Origin of the sequence: Aliisedimentitalea sp. MJ-SS2 (assembly GCF_032586155.1) — a bacterium.
Lineage (GTDB): Bacteria > Pseudomonadota > Alphaproteobacteria > Rhodobacterales > Rhodobacteraceae > JAWHTC01.
In genome coordinates this window covers 727,564-744,289 of the sequence record NZ_JAWHTC010000002.1, presented here as the reverse complement: position 1 = coordinate 744,289, position 16,726 = coordinate 727,564, and the positions used below count along the sequence as shown (strand labels likewise).

At 61.0% G+C, this 16,726-nt stretch carries 13 protein-coding genes; 4 read left to right on the top strand and 9 right to left on the bottom strand.

Annotation, left to right across the window (positions count from 1 at the left end):
• Nucleotides 1-33: 33 nt before the first annotated feature.
• Nucleotides 34-2,076 (bottom strand): DEAD/DEAH box helicase, encoded by a 2,043-nt coding sequence (locus tag RXV86_RS10090; RefSeq protein ID WP_316299372.1) that lies wholly within the window; start codon nucleotides 2,074-2,076, stop codon nucleotides 34-36.
• An 85-nt stretch (nucleotides 2,077-2,161) separates the two neighbouring features.
• Nucleotides 2,162-3,037: a 4-hydroxy-tetrahydrodipicolinate synthase gene (dapA, locus tag RXV86_RS10085; protein ID WP_316299371.1), complete on the bottom strand. Its 876-nt coding sequence runs from the start codon at nucleotides 3,035-3,037 to the stop codon at nucleotides 2,162-2,164.
• A gap of 191 nt (nucleotides 3,038-3,228) precedes the next feature.
• Here dapA and RXV86_RS10080 point away from each other — a divergent pair, with 191 nt between their 5' ends.
• Nucleotides 3,229-5,160, top strand: coding sequence for a lytic transglycosylase domain-containing protein (locus tag RXV86_RS10080; RefSeq protein WP_316299370.1), 1,932 nt, complete (start codon nucleotides 3,229-3,231; stop codon nucleotides 5,158-5,160).
• Here the strand turns inward: RXV86_RS10080 and RXV86_RS10075 are convergent.
• The gene (locus RXV86_RS10075) at nucleotides 5,125-5,991 is read right to left on the bottom strand and encodes a DMT family transporter (RefSeq protein WP_316299369.1); all 867 of its coding nucleotides are present in this window, start codon (nucleotides 5,989-5,991) and stop codon (nucleotides 5,125-5,127) included. The genes RXV86_RS10080 and RXV86_RS10075 overlap by 36 nt on opposite strands.
• Nucleotides 5,988-6,674 (bottom strand): tRNA (5-methylaminomethyl-2-thiouridine)(34)-methyltransferase MnmD, encoded by a 687-nt coding sequence (gene mnmD, locus RXV86_RS10070; protein ID WP_316299368.1) that lies wholly within the window; start codon nucleotides 6,672-6,674, stop codon nucleotides 5,988-5,990. Before mnmD ends, RXV86_RS10075 begins: the two co-directional genes overlap by 4 nt.
• 66 nt (nucleotides 6,675-6,740) lie before the next feature.
• Between mnmD and RXV86_RS10065 the strand changes: the two genes are divergently transcribed.
• Nucleotides 6,741-7,775 carry an FAD-binding oxidoreductase gene (locus RXV86_RS10065; RefSeq protein ID WP_316299367.1) on the top strand — a complete coding sequence of 345 codons (1,035 nt, stop codon included), beginning with the start codon at nucleotides 6,741-6,743 and terminating at the stop codon, nucleotides 7,773-7,775.
• A gap of 141 nt (nucleotides 7,776-7,916) precedes the next feature.
• Here RXV86_RS10065 and RXV86_RS10060 read toward each other — a convergent pair whose 3' ends face one another.
• On the bottom strand, nucleotides 7,917-8,726 hold the full coding sequence (locus RXV86_RS10060) for a MaoC family dehydratase N-terminal domain-containing protein (RefSeq protein ID WP_316299366.1): 810 nt from the start codon (nucleotides 8,724-8,726) through the stop codon (nucleotides 7,917-7,919).
• 35 nt (nucleotides 8,727-8,761) lie between these two features.
• On the opposite strand from RXV86_RS10060, the gene RXV86_RS10055 reads away from it, so the two are divergent.
• Entirely contained in the window at nucleotides 8,762-9,187 is a 426-nt protein-coding gene (locus RXV86_RS10055; RefSeq protein ID WP_316299365.1) for a VOC family protein, read from the top strand.
• On the opposite strand, the gene RXV86_RS10050 is transcribed toward RXV86_RS10055, so the two are convergent.
• The 4 genes from RXV86_RS10050 to RXV86_RS10035 all read right to left on the bottom strand — a co-directional run bounded on the left by RXV86_RS10050 (nucleotide 9,184) and on the right by RXV86_RS10035 (nucleotide 15,699).
• Nucleotides 9,184-11,061: a nucleoside-diphosphate sugar epimerase/dehydratase gene (locus RXV86_RS10050; RefSeq protein WP_316299364.1), complete on the bottom strand. Its 1,878-nt coding sequence runs from the start codon at nucleotides 11,059-11,061 to the stop codon at nucleotides 9,184-9,186. The genes RXV86_RS10055 and RXV86_RS10050 overlap by 4 nt on opposite strands.
• Before the next feature lie 328 nt (nucleotides 11,062-11,389).
• A complete protein-coding gene (locus RXV86_RS10045; protein WP_316299363.1) occupies nucleotides 11,390-12,172 on the bottom strand; it encodes a carnitinyl-CoA dehydratase in 783 nt (260 codons plus the stop codon).
• Between the two features lies 1 nt (nucleotide 12,173).
• Complete coding sequence (locus tag RXV86_RS10040) at nucleotides 12,174-14,189, bottom strand: acetate--CoA ligase family protein (RefSeq protein WP_316299362.1); 2,016 nt, start codon at nucleotides 14,187-14,189, stop codon at nucleotides 12,174-12,176.
• A 346-nt stretch (nucleotides 14,190-14,535) separates the two neighbouring features.
• Nucleotides 14,536-15,699: an acyl-CoA dehydrogenase family protein gene (locus RXV86_RS10035; RefSeq protein ID WP_316299361.1), complete on the bottom strand. Its 1,164-nt coding sequence runs from the start codon at nucleotides 15,697-15,699 to the stop codon at nucleotides 14,536-14,538.
• A gap of 77 nt (nucleotides 15,700-15,776) precedes the next feature.
• On the opposite strand from RXV86_RS10035, the gene RXV86_RS10030 reads away from it, so the two are divergent.
• Nucleotides 15,777-16,724, top strand: a complete 948-nt coding sequence (locus RXV86_RS10030) for a GlxA family transcriptional regulator (protein ID WP_316299360.1) — start codon at nucleotides 15,777-15,779, stop codon at nucleotides 16,722-16,724.
• The last annotated feature ends 2 nt before the right edge of the window (nucleotides 16,725-16,726 follow it).

Here is a 16,726-nt window from a genome sequence, read left to right as displayed (position 1 = left end):
CCGCGTCAGGCGGGGCCGAACGGCCCCGCTTCTTTACTTGTCGCGCCGTGGTTTCGCATCCCCACCCTTGCCGGTCTTGGCCAGTTTGGCGGCGGCTTGACGGGCGCGGTTCTTCTTGCTCGACGGTTTGCCAACTGGCGGTTTGGGGCCTTTGGGCTTGCCGATCCCCTTGGGTTTGCCATCCGAACGCAGGCTTTTCGACGGATCGGACGAGCGTTTTTTCCTGATCTCGCTCACCGCCCCATCGGTGGGCTTGGGCGCCGGTTTGCGATGGGGTTTCTTCGCGCCGGGTTTGGGCTTTTTCTGCCGCGGCGCCGGATCGTCGTTCCAGTCGATCGGGGCGGAGGACGTGTCAGGCTTGGTGTGCCGAGACTTGCGCGGTTTCGGGGCGTCCCCTTCTTGGGCAGCTTCGAACCGGGGCTTGGGTTTGCCACCCTGCGGCTTGCCACGATGGGGCTTGCCGCCCGGCGGTTTCCCGCGGGGACCGGGGCGGGGGGCGAACTCGGGTGCCTTGTCGAGCCGGGTAACGGCGCTGCCGCCTTCGACTACCATCTCGTCACCTAGGGCCTTCAGGAACCCGTCAACCGAGGCTTCGCGGATTTCCACATAGGAGGCGTCATATTGGATCCGGATCGCGCCGATATCGTCTTTGGTCAGATCGCCCGCCTTGCACAGCATGGGCAAAAGACGACGCGGCTCGGCCTCTTTCTTGCGCCCGCCTGCAATCGAGAACCAGACACTGGGGCCGAATTCCTTGCGCGGCGACTTGGCAGGTTTGGTGTCGGGCGGCGACAGCTCTTCCGGGGCTGACTGGCGCATGTGGTAGAGCCGCAGATAGGCCGCTGCCAGCTGTTCGGGCGAAAACTGCGCCATCAACTTTGCAATCGGGCCTTCCTCGGACTTGGTCAGCGGCTCGTACCACATCGGATCGGCAAGCATTCGCTCTTCGTCGCGCTCATTCACCGCCTCAGCCGAGGGTGCAGGTGCCCAAGTAGCGGTCAGCTTGGCCATGTTCAGCAGGCGTTCAGCCTTGCGGCGCAGTTTCGGTGGCACGATCAGGGCACTGACCCCCTTGCGCCCAGCGCGACCCGTGCGGCCCGAGCGGTGCAGAAGGGTCTCGTGGTTTGAGGGCAATTCGGCGTGGATCACCAGATCGAGTTTGGGCAGGTCGATGCCGCGCGCTGCCACGTCGGTCGCCACACAGATCCGCGCCCGGCCATCGCGCATCGCCTGAAGCGCGTGGCTGCGTTCGGATTGCGACAGCTCACCCGACAGGGACACGACCGAGAAACCACGGTTCGACAACCGCGTGGTCATCCGGGCCACCATCGCGCGGGTATTGGCAAAGACCAGCGCATTCGGCGCCTCGTGATAGCGCAGCACGTTGATGATGGCGTTTTCGGTGTCGTGCTGGGCCACGTTCATGGCGTGATAGTCGATATCGGCATGTTGCGTGGTTTCGGCCAGGGTGGTGACCCGGATCGCGTCGCGCTGATAGCCCTTGGCCAGCGCCGCAATGCCGCGCGGCACGGTGGCCGAAAACAGAAGCGTGCGGCGGGTTTCGGGGGTTTCGCCAAGGATGAATTCGAGGTCCTCGCGAAAACCGAGGTCGAGCATCTCGTCTGCCTCGTCCAGAACGGCGGCGCGCAATTCGCCGAGGTCGATGGCGCCGCGCATGATGTGGTCACGCAGACGTCCCGGCGTGGCAACCACGACATGCGCGCCACGGGCCAGCGCCCGGCGTTCGTCACGCATGTCCATGCCACCAACGCAAGAGGCCAGAACGGCACCGGCCTTGCCATAGAGCCAGCTAAGCTCGCGTTTTACCTGCAGGGCCAGTTCCCGCGTGGGCGCGATGATCAGCGCGAGCGGGGCTGCCGCAGGGCCGAACCTATCGTCTTCACCCAGAAGGGTGGGCGCTATGGCAAGGCCGAATCCCACGGTCTTGCCCGATCCGGTCTGGGCCGACACCAGAAGGTCGGCCTCGGCCAGTTCCGGGTTGGTTACGGCCTCTTGCACAGGGGTCAGGCTGTCATAGCCTTGTGCCGCAAGCGCGTCTGCAATGGTCTGTTTCACGGGTTCATCCGTTCTGGCCTTGAGGCCTTTTAGAAATAGAAAACCCCGCCCGAGGGGGCGGGGCTCTTGGCGTTATACCATATGTTCAGTTCATCAGGCCGGCGTGACGCATGGCGGCGTCGATCTTGGCCTTGGTGTCATCCGAGATGCCGACCAGAGGCAGGCGCACTTCGTCGCTGCACAGATCAAGCTGCGACATGGCGTATTTTGCGCCGCACAGACCCGGCTCGGTAAAGATGGCGATATGCAGCGGCATCAGCCGGTCCAGCAGTTCCAGCGCCTTGGTGTAGTCACCCTCAAGCGTCGCCTCTTGCATCTGCGAGCAAAGCTTGGGTGCGACATTGGCCGTGACCGAGATGCAGCCCACTCCGCCATGGGCGTTGTAGCCCAGCGCAGTGGCGTCTTCTCCCGACAACTGGATGAAGTCCGGCCCGCAGGTGATGCGCTGATGAGGGACGCGGCTGAGGTCACCGGTGGCATCCTTCACACCCGCGATTCGCGGCAGCTTGGCCAGCAATCCCATGGTGGTTGGGGTCATGTCGACTACCGAGCGCGGCGGGATGTTGTAGATGATGATCGGCAGATTGCAGCAATCATGGATCGCGGTAAAATGCGCGATCAAACCCTGCTGCGTCGGCTTGTTGTAATAGGGCGTGACCACAAGGATACCATCGGCGCCGGCCTTTTCGGCGGCCTGTGCCAAACGGATCGATTCCAACGTGTTATTGCTGCCTGCTCCGGCAATCACGGGGACACGGCCGGCCGTGGTTTCAACAACGCACTCGACAACAGCATCGTGCTCTTCGTGGGTCAAGGTCGGGCTTTCACCGGTTGTGCCGACGGGAACGAAGCCGTGCGTCCCTTCGCCGATATGCCATTCGACAAGTTTCTTGAGTGTCTCCAGATCCAGCTCGCCGTTCTTGAACGGCGTGACCAGGGCAGTTAGGGACCCTTTTAACATGGTGACGCTCCTTCTTGTCATTGGCGGGTGCGAACCCGGTCTCGAAATAACCCATAACCGGCGGACCGGCGCCACCCATCGGGTTTGTGAATTGATGGCTGGCATTTGGGCGCTATGCTGGGCATGTCTATCCGGATTCAATTTGGGAATTGCAAGAGATGTTGCGGGTTTGGGCCGTTATTTTGTGTCTTTTGGGTCCGGTCCCACTGATCGCGGCCGATGCCGAGACCGCACCGCGCCCGCTGGCCAGTGCTTTGCATGCGATGAAGCGCGGCGACTGGGACCGCGCCGGGGCGCTGGCGTTGCGTGAAGGCCCCGCCGCCGTATCACTGATCGAATGGCACAGGTTGCGTGCAGGCATGGGCAGTTTTGCCGATGTGAAGGCGTTCCTGGCGGATCACTCCCATTGGCCCGGGTTGAAGCTTTTGCGCAAGCGGTCCGAGGCATCAATGGCCGGTGCACAGCGGGATGAGATCATCGCGTTCTTTCGCGAGGAAGCACCGCAAACCGGCAAAGGTGTGCTTCTGTTTGCGGAATCGTTGCTTGAGGCAGGAGAGCAGGGCGAGGCCCATGCCGAGGTGGTGCTGGCATGGCGCAGTTTCGATCTGAGCGAGAGGGATCACCACTCCTTTGCCGAACGCTATCGTAAGATCCTGAAACCGCATCACGAGGCGCGGTTAGACATGGCCTTGTGGCGCGGGCTCAAGCGCGACGCGGAATTGATGCTGCCGCTGGTGGACGAGGATCACCGCAAGCTGGCCGCTGCGCGGCAGGCGTTGCGCGGCCGGGCGGGCAATCCGGATGCGCTGATCGGGGCCGTGCCTGACAAGCTCAAAGACGATCCGGGGCTGGCCTATGAGCGTTTCCTATGGCGGCTGAGCAAGGGCCATGTCGGCAACGCGATTCAGCTTCTGAACCAGCGTTCCCAAGCGGACACGTTGGGTGAACCCACGCGCTGGGCTGGATGGCGGCGCAACTTGGCGCGACGGATGATGCGTGACGACGAGGCAAAGCTGGCCTATCGCATCGCCACCAATCACGGGCTGGTCGAAGGATCGTCCTATTCCGATTTGGAATGGTTGGCGGGCTATCTGTCGCTACGGAAACTGAACGATCCGGCCACTGCATTGGCACATTTCGAGAATTTCAAGGAGGCGGTGTTTACCCCGATTTCACTGGGCCGGGCGGGCTACTGGATTGGTGAGGCCCATACCGCGCTGGGAGACAAGGACGCGGCACAGGCGGCTTACGCAGAAGGCGCGAATTACCAGACCAGTTTTTACGGCTTGTTGGCTACCGAAAAGGCAGGCATCGGTGCGGATGTGGCCCTAAAAGGGGCCGAGTATTTCCCCGCCTGGCAGGAGGCCGAGTTTGCCGGGAGTGACTTGGCTCAGGTCGCGGCGCTTTCCCTTGCGATGGACGACTTGAACACTGCCGAACGCTTCATCCTACAGATTGCCGAGACCCAGGACCGCAAGGGGGTAGGGCAGTTGGCCAACATGGTTGAGGATTGGGGCGCTCCGCATCTTGGGGTGATGCTGGGCAAGGCGGCGGCGCGGCGCACCATCGTGATCCCGGCACCCTATTATCCGCTGCACCCGATGACCGATATGGACCTGCCGGTACCGATGGAAATGGCTCTGGCCATTGCCCGGCGCGAGAGCGAGTTCGATCCACATGTGGTGTCCGGTGCCGGGGCGCAGGGGTTGATGCAGGTCATGCCGGCCACGGCGCGGCAGGTGGCGCAGGGATTGAAGCTTGATCATGACCCGGCGGCGGTGCTGAACGACTGGGAATACAACGCAGTGCTGGGAAGCGCCTATCTGGCGACCCTGTCGAAGCAGTTCGAGGGCAACGTGATCATGGTCTCGGCCGGCTATAACGCCGGGCCGGGGCGGCCGGTGCGCTGGATGAAGGAATATGGCAATCCGCTGAAAGGCCAGATCGATATCGTCGACTGGATTGAACATATCCCGTTCGACGAGACCCGGAACTACGTGATGCGGGTGTCGGAAAGCCTGCCGGTTTACCGCGCCCGATTAGGCAAAGAGGCGCTGCCGGTGCCATTCTCGGAAGAGCTTGTCGGCTCAAGCATTCTGCCGCTCACGCCAAAGAGTGAATAGGCCTGCCGCCACAACCACGCCCGCGCCGATGGCGACAGGCAGTTCGATTACCTCGTCAAAGATAAGAACACCGACACCAGAGGCAAAGACCAGTTGCAGATAGGCAAAGGGCTGCACCGCGCTGGCCTCGGCCTGTTCATAAGCCTTAATCAACGTGTAATGACCCAGCGCCCCAGTGATGCAGAGCGCAATCATCCAGGCCCAGTCGGAAGTGGTCATCGGCTCCCAGCTGAGGATGCCAATGGGGGTCAGGACCACCGCGCCGACTACACCGGTCCAGAAGAACGAGGTCGCGGCGCTGTCGCGGCGGGCAGCGTAGCGGTTCATCAGGCCGTAGATGGCGAAGAGAAGTGCCGAGACGAACGGTATCAGCGCATAGGGGGAAAACACCCCCAGCCCGGGCCGCAGGATGATCAGCACGCCAAGGAAGCCGATGCCGATAGCCACCCAGCGACGCCAGCCGACCTGCTCGCCCAAGACCGGGCCCGAAAGGGCAGCGACCAGCAGCGGGTAGCAGGCAAAGATGGCGTGGCTTTCCACAAGCCCCAGAAGGGTGAAGCCATAGATGGCGATGCAGATTTCTAAGGTCAGGATCAGGCCACGGCTGATTTGCAGTACCGGTTGCGAGGTGGCAGCGGCATTGCGCAGCCCTCCGGCCTTGCGCGCTGAGACGGTTATGACAAAGGCGGCAAAGAACCAATAGCGTACCGCGACCACCATCAGCGTATTATACTCCCCCGCCAAATGGCGCGAGATGCCATCCTGCATAGCAAAGATGAAGGTGGTGAGCACCATCAACATGATGCCGAGGCGGGTGTTCTGCTGGCTCATGTTTTGGGCATCCTTGCCACGGTCATGTGGCGCTTGCGGCCAAAACCGGAGCGGCGTGATACCTCGAACCCTGCTTCTTGCAAGCCGCGCCGGACGAAGCCTGCAGCGGTATAGGTGGACGCTGTGCCGCCGGGGGCGGTGTGAGCGCCCACCTGCGCCATTAGGTCGGCCTGCCACAGTTCGGGGTTCTTGGCCGGAGAGAAGCCATCAAGGAACCATGCATCGGCGTGGCCCTGCCATTCAGGAAGGGTTTCGCGGGCGTCGCCTTTGAACATCACGAAATGCAGGTCGGGTAGGGTGACTGTTTGCTGGCCTGATTGCCAGTGCGGGGCAAGTTCGGCGCTGAGATCAGCCAATTTCGGGAAGGCGGATTGCGCGGTGATCATGTCATCGGCGGCCATGGGAAAGGCCTCGAACGTGGTGAAGTGCAACACTCCGGACTGGCCCGACGCGCGCCAGAGATGCAACGCAGCCAGGAGGTTCAGACCGGTGCCGAAACCAAGCTCGGCAATGTGGAAACCGTCTGCAAACCGTGCCGGTAGGTCATTGCCGTCAAGAAACACGTAAGACGTTTCGTCCAACCCGTTTTCAAGGCTGAAATACGGATCGTCGAAGCGGGTCGACACGGGCACCTGCCCGCACACCTTACCGTCGCGCCATTCGATCTCTGCCTGCTGGCCCATCGACCCATGATCCCTTAAGAGATTGCTGTAACGGCGCGACAATGAAGCCGAGAGGGGGCATTGGCAATGGTGGACGTGACAATCCGGGGGGCGGGGGTGTTTGGCCTGTCGATCGCCTGGGAATGCCTGAGCCGGGGCGCATCGGTGCGGGTGGTTGATCCGAACGGTGTGGGCAAAGGAGCCTCGGGTGGGGTGGTCGGTGCACTAGCGCCGCATGTGCCTGAAAACTGGAACGACAAGAAGAAGTTTCAATTCGACAGCCTGATCGCCGCGGAAGAGTTCTGGAAATCGGTGGTCGAAGCCGGTGGCGACTCGCCCGGTTATGCCCGGTTGGGTCGATTGCAACCGGTGGCGGATGAGCGCGGGTTGGAATTGGCCCGGCGGCGCGCGGAAACCGCGGCCGAGCTGTGGCAAGGCAAGGCGCGTTGGCAGGTGATCCGGGCCGAAGAGGCCGGGGAGTGGGCACCTGCAAGCCCGACCGGGTGGCTGATCCGAGACGATCTGACTGCGCGGATGCATCCGCGATCTGCTGGCCAAGCGCTGGCCCGGGCGATTGCGGCCAAGGGCGGCGAGATTGTTGAAGAGGCCGCGGATGCCGGCGCGGTGATCTGGGCCGCCGGAGTCTGGGACCTGGAGCGGATCAGTGGGGCGCTTGGGAAAATGGTCGGCAACGGGGTCAAGGGCCAGGGGGCGGTTCTGGACCTCGATGCGCGCGGCCTGCCGCAGATCTATGCCAACGCGGTCCATGTGGTGCCGCATGAGAACGGCACGGTGGCGATCGGGTCGACCTCGGAACGTGACTATGAGGACCCAACGTCGGTGGATGGGCAGCTCGACGAGGTACTGGAATGCGCCTTTGAGGCGGTGCCGGTGTTGCGCAGGGTACGGGTGATCGAGCGTTGGGCCGGACTACGACCGCGTGCCAAGAGCCGGGCGCCGATGTTGGGCGCGCATCCCATCTGCGAAGGGCAGTTCATCGCCAATGGCGGGTTCAAGATCGGCTTTGGCATGGGGCCAGGCGTGGCTCGGGTTATGACCGACCTCGTGCTGGAGGGGCATGATGGAATCCCTGAGGGGTTCCGGGTTGAAGCGTCTCTCTGACTCGGGCACCCGCGCCGCGCCCACCCACTCCGCGGTCTCCTTCGTTCTTTGAAATAAGGTGTTCGGCAGTATGGCAAGCCCGGGTCGAGGGGCCAGCCTGTCAAGCTCCCTGGGACATTTCTGGTCAAATGAAGAGGCAGGTCAGGCGGGTGTCGCTGTGGCCTGCATACATTGGCGACCGTCGGGGCCGCGCACCCAGAGGGCGGTGTCACGGCGGCAGAGTGTTGCGGTTTCGGTGTGTATCAGTGGCGCCGTGGCACGGAAGACGAAACTTTCAAGCGGGCCGAGTTGGTCGGTTGCCATCAGCATCAGGAATTGCGCCAGAAGAGGGCCATGCACGATAAGGCCGGCATAGCCTTCAACCTGCGTGGCATAGTCGAGGTCGTAGTGGATGCGGTGGCCGTTGAAGGTAAGCGCTGAGTAGCGGAACAGGAGCGTGCTGTCGAAGCTTTGGTGGCGACTGGTCTCTTCGTCGGTGGCAGCGATTGGGGGTGTTGATTGTGGCTGATCCGGCGAAGGGTCCTCGCGATAGACCAAGTCCTGGTACTCGGTAACGCAGAGCTGGTCGTCTTGGCGGATGTCATGTCGCAGGGTGACAAAAGCCAGCGGACCGGTGCGACCGGCCTTGCGCGTGACCGAGGTGATCGTACTTTGTTTTTCCGCGGGCTGTCCGGCGATAAGCGGCGCGTGGAACTTTAGCTGTCCGCCAGCCCACATCCGTCGCTGCAGGCCCATGTCGGGGATCAAACCCAGCCCTGTGCGAGGGTGGCCGTCGCGACCCAGCTCGGCCGGTGGGCGGGCCTCCCAGAAGTAGAGCTGGTGGAAAAAAGGCGGCAGGTCGTCCCCGGTTGTGATGCTGGGGGTGCGTCCAAGCGCGGCCTGGAAGGCGCGGGCATGGGAAGGGTCGAGCACGTCGCTTTGACGGATCGAAGCTGGGCTGTCATCGTGCATGAGCTCATTGGTAGAACCCGTAGCGAGGCACGACAATGGTAGAAAGCGGATTTGCGGTGCAATCTCTCGACCACCTCGTTCTAACCGTGACCGATTTAGAGGCAACGATGGATTTCTATACCCGGCATTTAGGAATGCGGCCGGAAAAATTTTTCCCGGCGGACGGAACAACCCGTCATGCGCTGATTTTTGGAGCGCAGAAGATCAATCTACACGTGGCCGGTTCGGAGTACGAACCCAAGGCGGTCGCTCCTGCGCCGGGGTCGGCGGATTTGTGTTTTCTCACCGACTTGCCCGTCGGCGACTGGCTGACATACTTGCAGGCCAATGGGTTGAAGGTTGAGGAGGGGCCGGTGCGGCGCACCGGTGCTCAGGGGCCGATACTGTCGATCTACCTGCGTGATCCCGACGGCAACCTGATTGAGCTGTCCAACGTGATCGGCTCACCCGAAAGCCACTAGCTGATTTGCTGTTCCACTTTCTGGCTGTCCTCGAACCGCTCGACCCAATGGGAAATCACCGCGCGTGCGGCCTTGGGGTCGCGGGTGCTGATTGCGCTACGCAGGTCCTTGAGCGCATTGGCCATTTCGATCTCGGACAGAAAGTTTTCCTGGGCGCGCATGATCTTTTGGTGCGGCGTGGTCAGCATGTCCGGCGATATCAACAACTCTTCATGCAGCTTTTCACCGGGTCGTAGGCCAATTTCAACGATCTCGATATCGCCTTCAGGGTTTTCCTCGTCCGTCACCGTCAGACCAGCGCCCTCGATCATTTGGCGGGCGAGTTTGCGGATTGGAACCGGGTCGCCCATATCGAGCACGAACAGATCGCCACCGCGGGCAAAGGACCCGGCCAGCAGAACGAGCCGTGCAGCCTCGGAAATGGTCATGAAATAGCGTGTGACTTCGCCATGAGTCAGGGTGACGGGTCCGCCACGAGCAATCTGTTCCTCGAACAGTGGAATGACCGAACCAGATGACCCCAGCACATTGCCAAAGCGGACCATGGAAAACCGGGTGGTTGTCGAGCGGGTCGACAGATCCTGAACCACCAGTTCGGCCAGACGTTTGGAAGCGCCCATGACATTGGTCGGGCGTACCGCCTTGTCCGACGACACGAGGATGAAACGTTCAACCTCATTGGCCCGGGCGGCATCTGCCATCGTCTTGGTGCCGAACACGTTGTTGTCGAGGCCTGCGATTTCGTTGATTTCGACAAGCGGCAGATGCTTGTAGGCGGCCGCATGTAGCACCACGTTGACATGGTTTTCAGTCAAGGCTTGGTCGACCAGGCCGCGGTCGCAGACTGACCCCAGAACCGGCACGATTTCGATGCCGCTGGTCAGTTCCTGCAATTCCTTGACGATGGTGTAGAGCGCCAGCTCCGAGTGATCAAACAAAACAAGGGATTCCGGCTTGCACGAGATCAACTGTCGGCACAGTTCCGAACCGATGGATCCGCCCGCACCGGTGATCAGGATGCGATGGCCCGAATAGGTGTCCGAAACGGTGGGTAATTCATGCTCAAGACGCGACCGCCCGAGGAGGTCGCTGAGCGATACCGGGCTGGATTGCTGGCCGAGATCGCCTTCACCGACCAGTGTCGCAAAAGAGGGAAGCGAATGAACCTCAGTGCCCATTTGACGCAACTTGTGCGCGATGCGTGCCTGCACAGTCTGGGACGAGGACGGCATGGCAAGCACCACGCGGTCGATCTCTTCATTTTCGATCAGTTCTTTTATTTTCGAGGGAGCGAAAACCGGAAGCCCTGACACCACCAGCGACTGCAGTGTTGGGTTGTCGTCAACGAAGGCAACCGGCCGAACGGTGTCGTCGGTGCGCAGGGCCGCAGCAAGTTGCTGACCAGTCTGGCCTGCGCCATAGACCAGCACACGCATCCGGTCCAACCCTGTGCGATAGATGCGGATCAGAGTCTGGCGCATGAACATCCGAACGGAAACGCTCATGATCAAAAGCGCCATGGTGAATATCAGGAAAGTGTTGCCGGTTGCCGGGTAGCTGAAAACATAATTCAGGCACAGTCCGGAAACGCCGACTATACCGGCCAGTATTGCGGTGCGGATGATCCCTTGGAATTCATAAGCGTTCAGCTTGATTCGTGTGAGGCCAAGCAAATGCGAAGAAGCAACCGCCACGCCAATCAGGATTGCCACCAGGGGGGCCAGCCGACCGGCAAGATCCCAGGTGAGGTTGTCGGCTGCGTTCAGGAAGATGGACAGGCTAAGCGCGACAGGGACCATCAACCCGTCAATCACCAGAAACGTGTTGCGTTTCTGATTGCGCGTCAGAGACATAACAAACTCGTAAATCGTCATGGAGCCCTCAAGCAACCTTGGTGTTTTGGACCGGCTGGGAAAAGTAGGAGCCAGGTCAGAGAACAAAGAAAATCTGTGTTTCTAGGAAACGAGCTTTCTCCCGATGTGTGACCGTGTTTATGGCTACCCAGACATACTACGCAAGACGGGAAATGCTGCAAATGCAGAAATCTCCCGTACACAAGATATTGCTGAAATCCCGCCGAATACACATGGAAACGTGTGATTCCGTGGGCGATTTCCCGCCCAAGGGCGGTTCTGTGGGCGCAATCGTCCGGAGGATTGCTCCTGATTGCACACGTTATGCGAGAATCAGTGCGGGTATTTCCTATTTCCCTTTCCAAACGGGATCGCGTTTTTCGGCAAAAGCACGAGCGCCTTCCAGTTGATCTTCGGAGGCGTAAAGCGTGTCCACAGTGGAGAGCTGTCGCTTGGTAATGCGATTCATGCTGTCCTGAAACTTTGCGTCCTCGGCGTCGCGCACGATGTCCTTGATAGCGGCATAGACCAGCGGCGGGCCTGAAGCGAGAAGGCGGGCCATCTTCCAGGCCTGATCCATCAGTTGATCAGCGGGGTGGATGTGGTTGACGATGCCCCAGTGGTGCGCCTCGTCCACGTCGAACCAGCGCCCTGTCAGCAAAAGTTCCATGGCGATGTGATAGGGGATGCGTTTGGGCAGTTTCACCGATGCCGCATCGGCGACGGTACCGGATCGGATTTCAGGCAGCGCGAAGGTTGCATGTTCTGCGGCGAGGATGATGTCAGCGGACAGCGCCCATTCCAGCCCGCCGCCACAACATATGCCGTTGACTGCAGCAATCACCGGTTTGTTCAGGTCGCGTAACTCCTGCAACCCTCCGAAACCGCCGAGGCCATAATCGCCATCGACTGCATCGCCGCCCGCCGCTCCCTTGAGGTCCCAACCGGGGCAGAAGAACTTGTCTCCACCACCGGTTATGATCGCGACGCGCAGTTCGGGGTCATCGCGGAAATCGGCAAAGACGTCGCCCATGATCCGGCTTGTGGCGAGATCAATGGCGTTGGCCTTGGGCCGGTCGAGTGTCACTTCGAGAATGGAGCCGTCGCGGCGGGTTTTGATCGGGTCGGACATGTCAGGGGGCCTTTCGGATAAGTGCGTCGGCGGCGATGGCCGTGTCGGGCGTACAGATCAGCGGGTTGACCTCAACCTCCTCCAGCGAGGCGGCGTTGGCAAGGGCATAGGATTGCAGAGCTTCACCCGCATTGAGGACGGCGTCGATATTGGCCGCCGGTTTGCCGCGAAACCCGGTGAGCAGTTTGTAGGTTTTAAGTTTGCTTAGGGCGCGGGCCATGTCGTTCCGGCTGGCCGGAACCAAGAGTGAAGTACTGTCAGCCAGAAGCTCGGTCATGACGCCCCCGGCGGCCAAGGTCAGCACGAAACCATGTGCCGGGTCGCGGGTGATACCGATCAAGAGTTCGGCTACACCGCCTTGCACCATTTCTTCGATCAGAAATGTGTTGGTGGGCATGAGGGCGGTGGCTTCTGCTAGCTCGCCGGCGGTGAGGTTCAGGGCAACGGCACCAGCTTCGGACTTATGGGCGATGCCTTGGCCTTTGAGAACCAGCGGAGGGGTCAGCTCATCCGTCGTTGACAGGTCCACCTCGTTTACAACAGTGACGTGGCGCGGGATGATGAGACCATGGGCCGCAAGGGCGGCCTTGGATTGGGCTTCGGTCAGGGTTTCGCTGCTGTCAGGGGCCCCGGGGAGCAACAATGGGTCGGTGACGGGGGCACGGATCGATGATGCGGCTTCGGCGGCGGAGATGGCCTCTGTAAGACCTTGGAGGGGGATCACACTGCCAGCCATCAGGGTTTCGGCCACGTTTGTAGGCAGAAGCTCGGGTAGGGTGGAGACAATGGCGACAGGGTGTCCCGTGGCGGCGCGGGTGGCCAGCGCCGCCTGGGTTGCGCAAGTCCAATCGGTGGCGTCGGTATGGGGATAGTCGACGATCAGCATCGTCAAAGCGATGCCGGGATCGGTGATGGCAGAAAAGGCCTCCGTCATTGCCTCGGTGTCGCGCCAGATATAGGTGTGATAGTCGAGTGGATTAGCCAGAGCGACCTTAGGGCCTAGGGCGGCCCGAAGGCCGGTTTTCTGGCGGTCATTTAGCGGCGGGAAGACCAGACCCCGCCCATGAGCGGTGTCGGCGGCAAGGCTGGCTTCGCCGCCTGAGCAGCTGACAGAGGCCAGCGTGTTGTCTGCCAAAGGCCCGGCAACATGAAGGAGTTTAAGTGTTTCGAGGAAAGTTGTCAGATCATCGAGACGCGGGATCCCAAGGCGGTTCAGCAATGCCTGTGCTCCGACATCGCCGCCGGCAAGCGAGGCGGTGTGAGAGACCGTCGCGGCCTGGGCCTGTTGCGAACGGCCGACCTTGAGAGCAATGAGCGGGACACCCTTGACGTGGGCTTTCTGCGCAAGGATCTCCCAGGCGCGCAATTCGGAGAACCCTTCGATATGCAGGCCGATGGCGGTAACGCGCTCATCATCAAGAAGCCCTGTGGCGATTTCGGCCTGGGTGGTTTGAGCCATGTTCCCGCAAGTTACTGTGTAGGCGATAGGAAGGGCGCGCTGCTGCATGGTGAGATTAATCGCGATGTTCGAGCTTTGGGTCAGGATCGCCACTCCCTTGTCGACGCGGCCGCAGCCGTGTTGATCGGGCCACAGAAGCGCGCCGTCGAGCGCATTGACGAAGCCATAGCAATTGGGCCCGAGAATGGGCATGTCGCCCGCCGCTTTTACAAGCTGATCCTGAAGCGATGCGCCACTGGCGTCCTCGGCCGCGGCCTCGGAAAAACCCGAGGCGAAACAGACGGCACCGCCAGCGCCGATTGACGATAGAACGTTGATGGCTTCGATCGTGGCGTTGCGGTTAATGCCCACGAAGGCAGCGTCGGGGGGGGCAGGTAGCTCTTCCAGCCTTGTATAGACCTGATGTCCGGCCAGCGCGCCGCCCTTGGGATGGACTGGCCAGATCACGCCATCATAGCCCATCTTTTCGCATTGCAGGATTACCTGACGGCACCATTCGCCGCCGCCGATCACGGCAATGGATTTTGGGCGAAACAGGCGGGACAGATCACGGGTCATTGGCTGTGCTCGGATTTACTGAGGTTGTTATGGGGGATAAGTTCAGCCCAAAAGTTGGCGAATGGATTGCAAAATGAGGCTCGGATTGTTTTCGTTACCGGTCGGCGCTGCGGTTTTTGCAGTTTCAACCGCAAATGGGCACGAAAAACTTTGCCCTGAATTCGTGACATATCAGGATGCAGTGAAACACTGCAAAGAAAGCGGACATCACCGCTTTCCTGATGATTGCGGACAACATGATCGCGACAACGATGGCCGTCCATGTGAGTGCTTACCAGGTGGCCCAGAGATGGACCTTGATGCGTGCCCTTCCGGAGAGCAACCGCAAGACTGAAGCCTCCAACACTCATCCCCCTACTGCCCGCAGCAATTCACGACTGATGATGTGGCGCTGGATCTCGCTGGTGCCTTCCCAGATGCGTTCGACCCTTGCGTCGCGCCAAATCCGTTCGAGCGGAAGTTCATCCATCAGGCCCATGCCGCCGTGGATCTGGATCGCCTCGTCCGCGACCATGGCTAACATTTCGGTCGCCTTGAGTTTGGCCATCGACATGTCAGCCTCGGTCACGGTGCCCTGATCGAATTTCCAGGCGGCCTCCCAGGTCAGCAAGTTGGCGGCCTTGAGCTCCATCGCCATGTCGGCAAGCTTGAAGCTGACGCCCTGGAACTTGCCGATCTGTTGACCGAACTGCTTGCGTTCAGCGGAATAGTCGACGGAGTGTTGAAGCGCCCGTTCTGCCCGGCCAAGGCAGGTTGAGGCGACCTGCAGGCGGGTTGCCCCGAGCCAGTCATTGGCCACCTGGAAACCCTTGTTGATTTCGCCCAGAATGGCGGATTTGGGCAGTCGGCAATCGTCAAATTCCAAAACCGCGTTGGTGTAGCCGCGGTGGCTGACATTGGTATAGCCGTCGCGCACGGTGAAACCCGGCGTTCCCTTGTCGACAAAAAACGCGGTGATCAGCTTTTTGGGGCCGCGCGGGGTGTCTTCTTCGCCGGTTGCCAAGAAGACGATAGAAAACCCGGCGATATCGGCGTGTGAGATGAAGTGTTTGGTGCCGTTGAGGATCCAATCATCGCCGTCCTGTTTCGCCGTAGCCTTCATGCCGCGCAGGTCCGATCCTGCACCTGGCTCGGTCATGGCCAGGCAATCCCAGGTTTCGCCTTTCATGCAGGGTTCAAGATATTTTTCGCGTTGTTCGGGCGTGCCTGCCAGCAGGATGTTTGAAGGCCGTGCGACGCAGGTCCAGTGCAGCGCATAGTTCGCCCGCCCTAGTTCCTTTTCGTAGAGCAGCCATGTCAACGTATCGAGCCCAGCTCCGCCGACCTCTTCGGGCATGTTGGCGGCATAAAGACCGGCGTTGATTGCCTTGGCCTGCACGTCCTTGATGATTTCCATCGGCAGGTGGCCGGTGCGTTCGATTTCGGCCTCGTGGGGGTAAAGCTCGTTCTCGACAAAGCTGCGGGTGGTGTCGACGATCATCTTCTGTTCGTCTGTCAGGGCGAAATGCATGGGCGCGGTTCCTTCAACTGGGTTGGCGCGAGTTTAAGGGGATTGCATGGATACATTGTGCGGAGTTAGAAAAAATCATGCGAAATTGGGTGAATCAAAACGCTGCACCGCAGCAGGTCGACGTGCTTTTGTTCGAGGCGTTCTCGAACCATTGCCTGGCCAATACAGTTGAACCTTTGCGCGCTGCGAACGGGTTTGCCGCACGCGAGGTTTACCGTTGGCGGTTTCTGTCGCTAGAGGGTGGATTGGTGGCGTCGTCCTCGGGGATGCCGGTGGCGACGCATGGAAAACTCTCGGACGCGTCAGGCGACATACTGATTGTGATGCCGAGCTATCGGTTTGCAGAACACGCCACGACAGCGACGGGGCGGGCATTACGTGCAGCGGCGGGGCGTTATAGTGTGATTGCGGGGTTCGATACGGGCAGTTGGCTATTGGCGTCGGCGCGGTTGCTGGATGGACGGCAAGCCACGATCCATTGGGAGGTTCTGGAGCGATTTGCCGAGGCATTCCCCGACGTCGAGGCCCTGCGCGAGCGCCATGTGATCGATGGCAACCGGATCACCTGTAGCGGGGCGCTGGCGGCGTTCGAGCTGATCATGGAACTGATCGGCGAGCGCCATGGCCAGGCGCTGCGGCTCGAGGTGGCGACCTTGTTCATGGCGCCAGAGGCGACCGGTGGACAAGGTGCGCAAGAGGGTGTGCTGGCCCGGTCACGGACGGTGGCCCGGGCGGTGGCGGTGATGCAGGAAAACATTGAGGCGCCACTCACCATTGCGCGGATTGCGCGGGCGGTGGGGCGGTCGCAGAAGGACTTGGAGGCGCGGATGCGGGCGCAGCTGGGCGCGACGCCGCAGGCCGTGTATCGGCGGTTGCGGCTGATCCAGGCGCGCAAGCTGGTGTTGGAAAGCGACATGGCGGTGGCCGAGATCGCGCTGCGCTGTGGCTATCAGGATGCCAGCGCGATGACCCGGGCGTTTCGTGAAGAGTTTGGCGACACGCCGCGGGGGTTGCGGCGGGGGTGAGT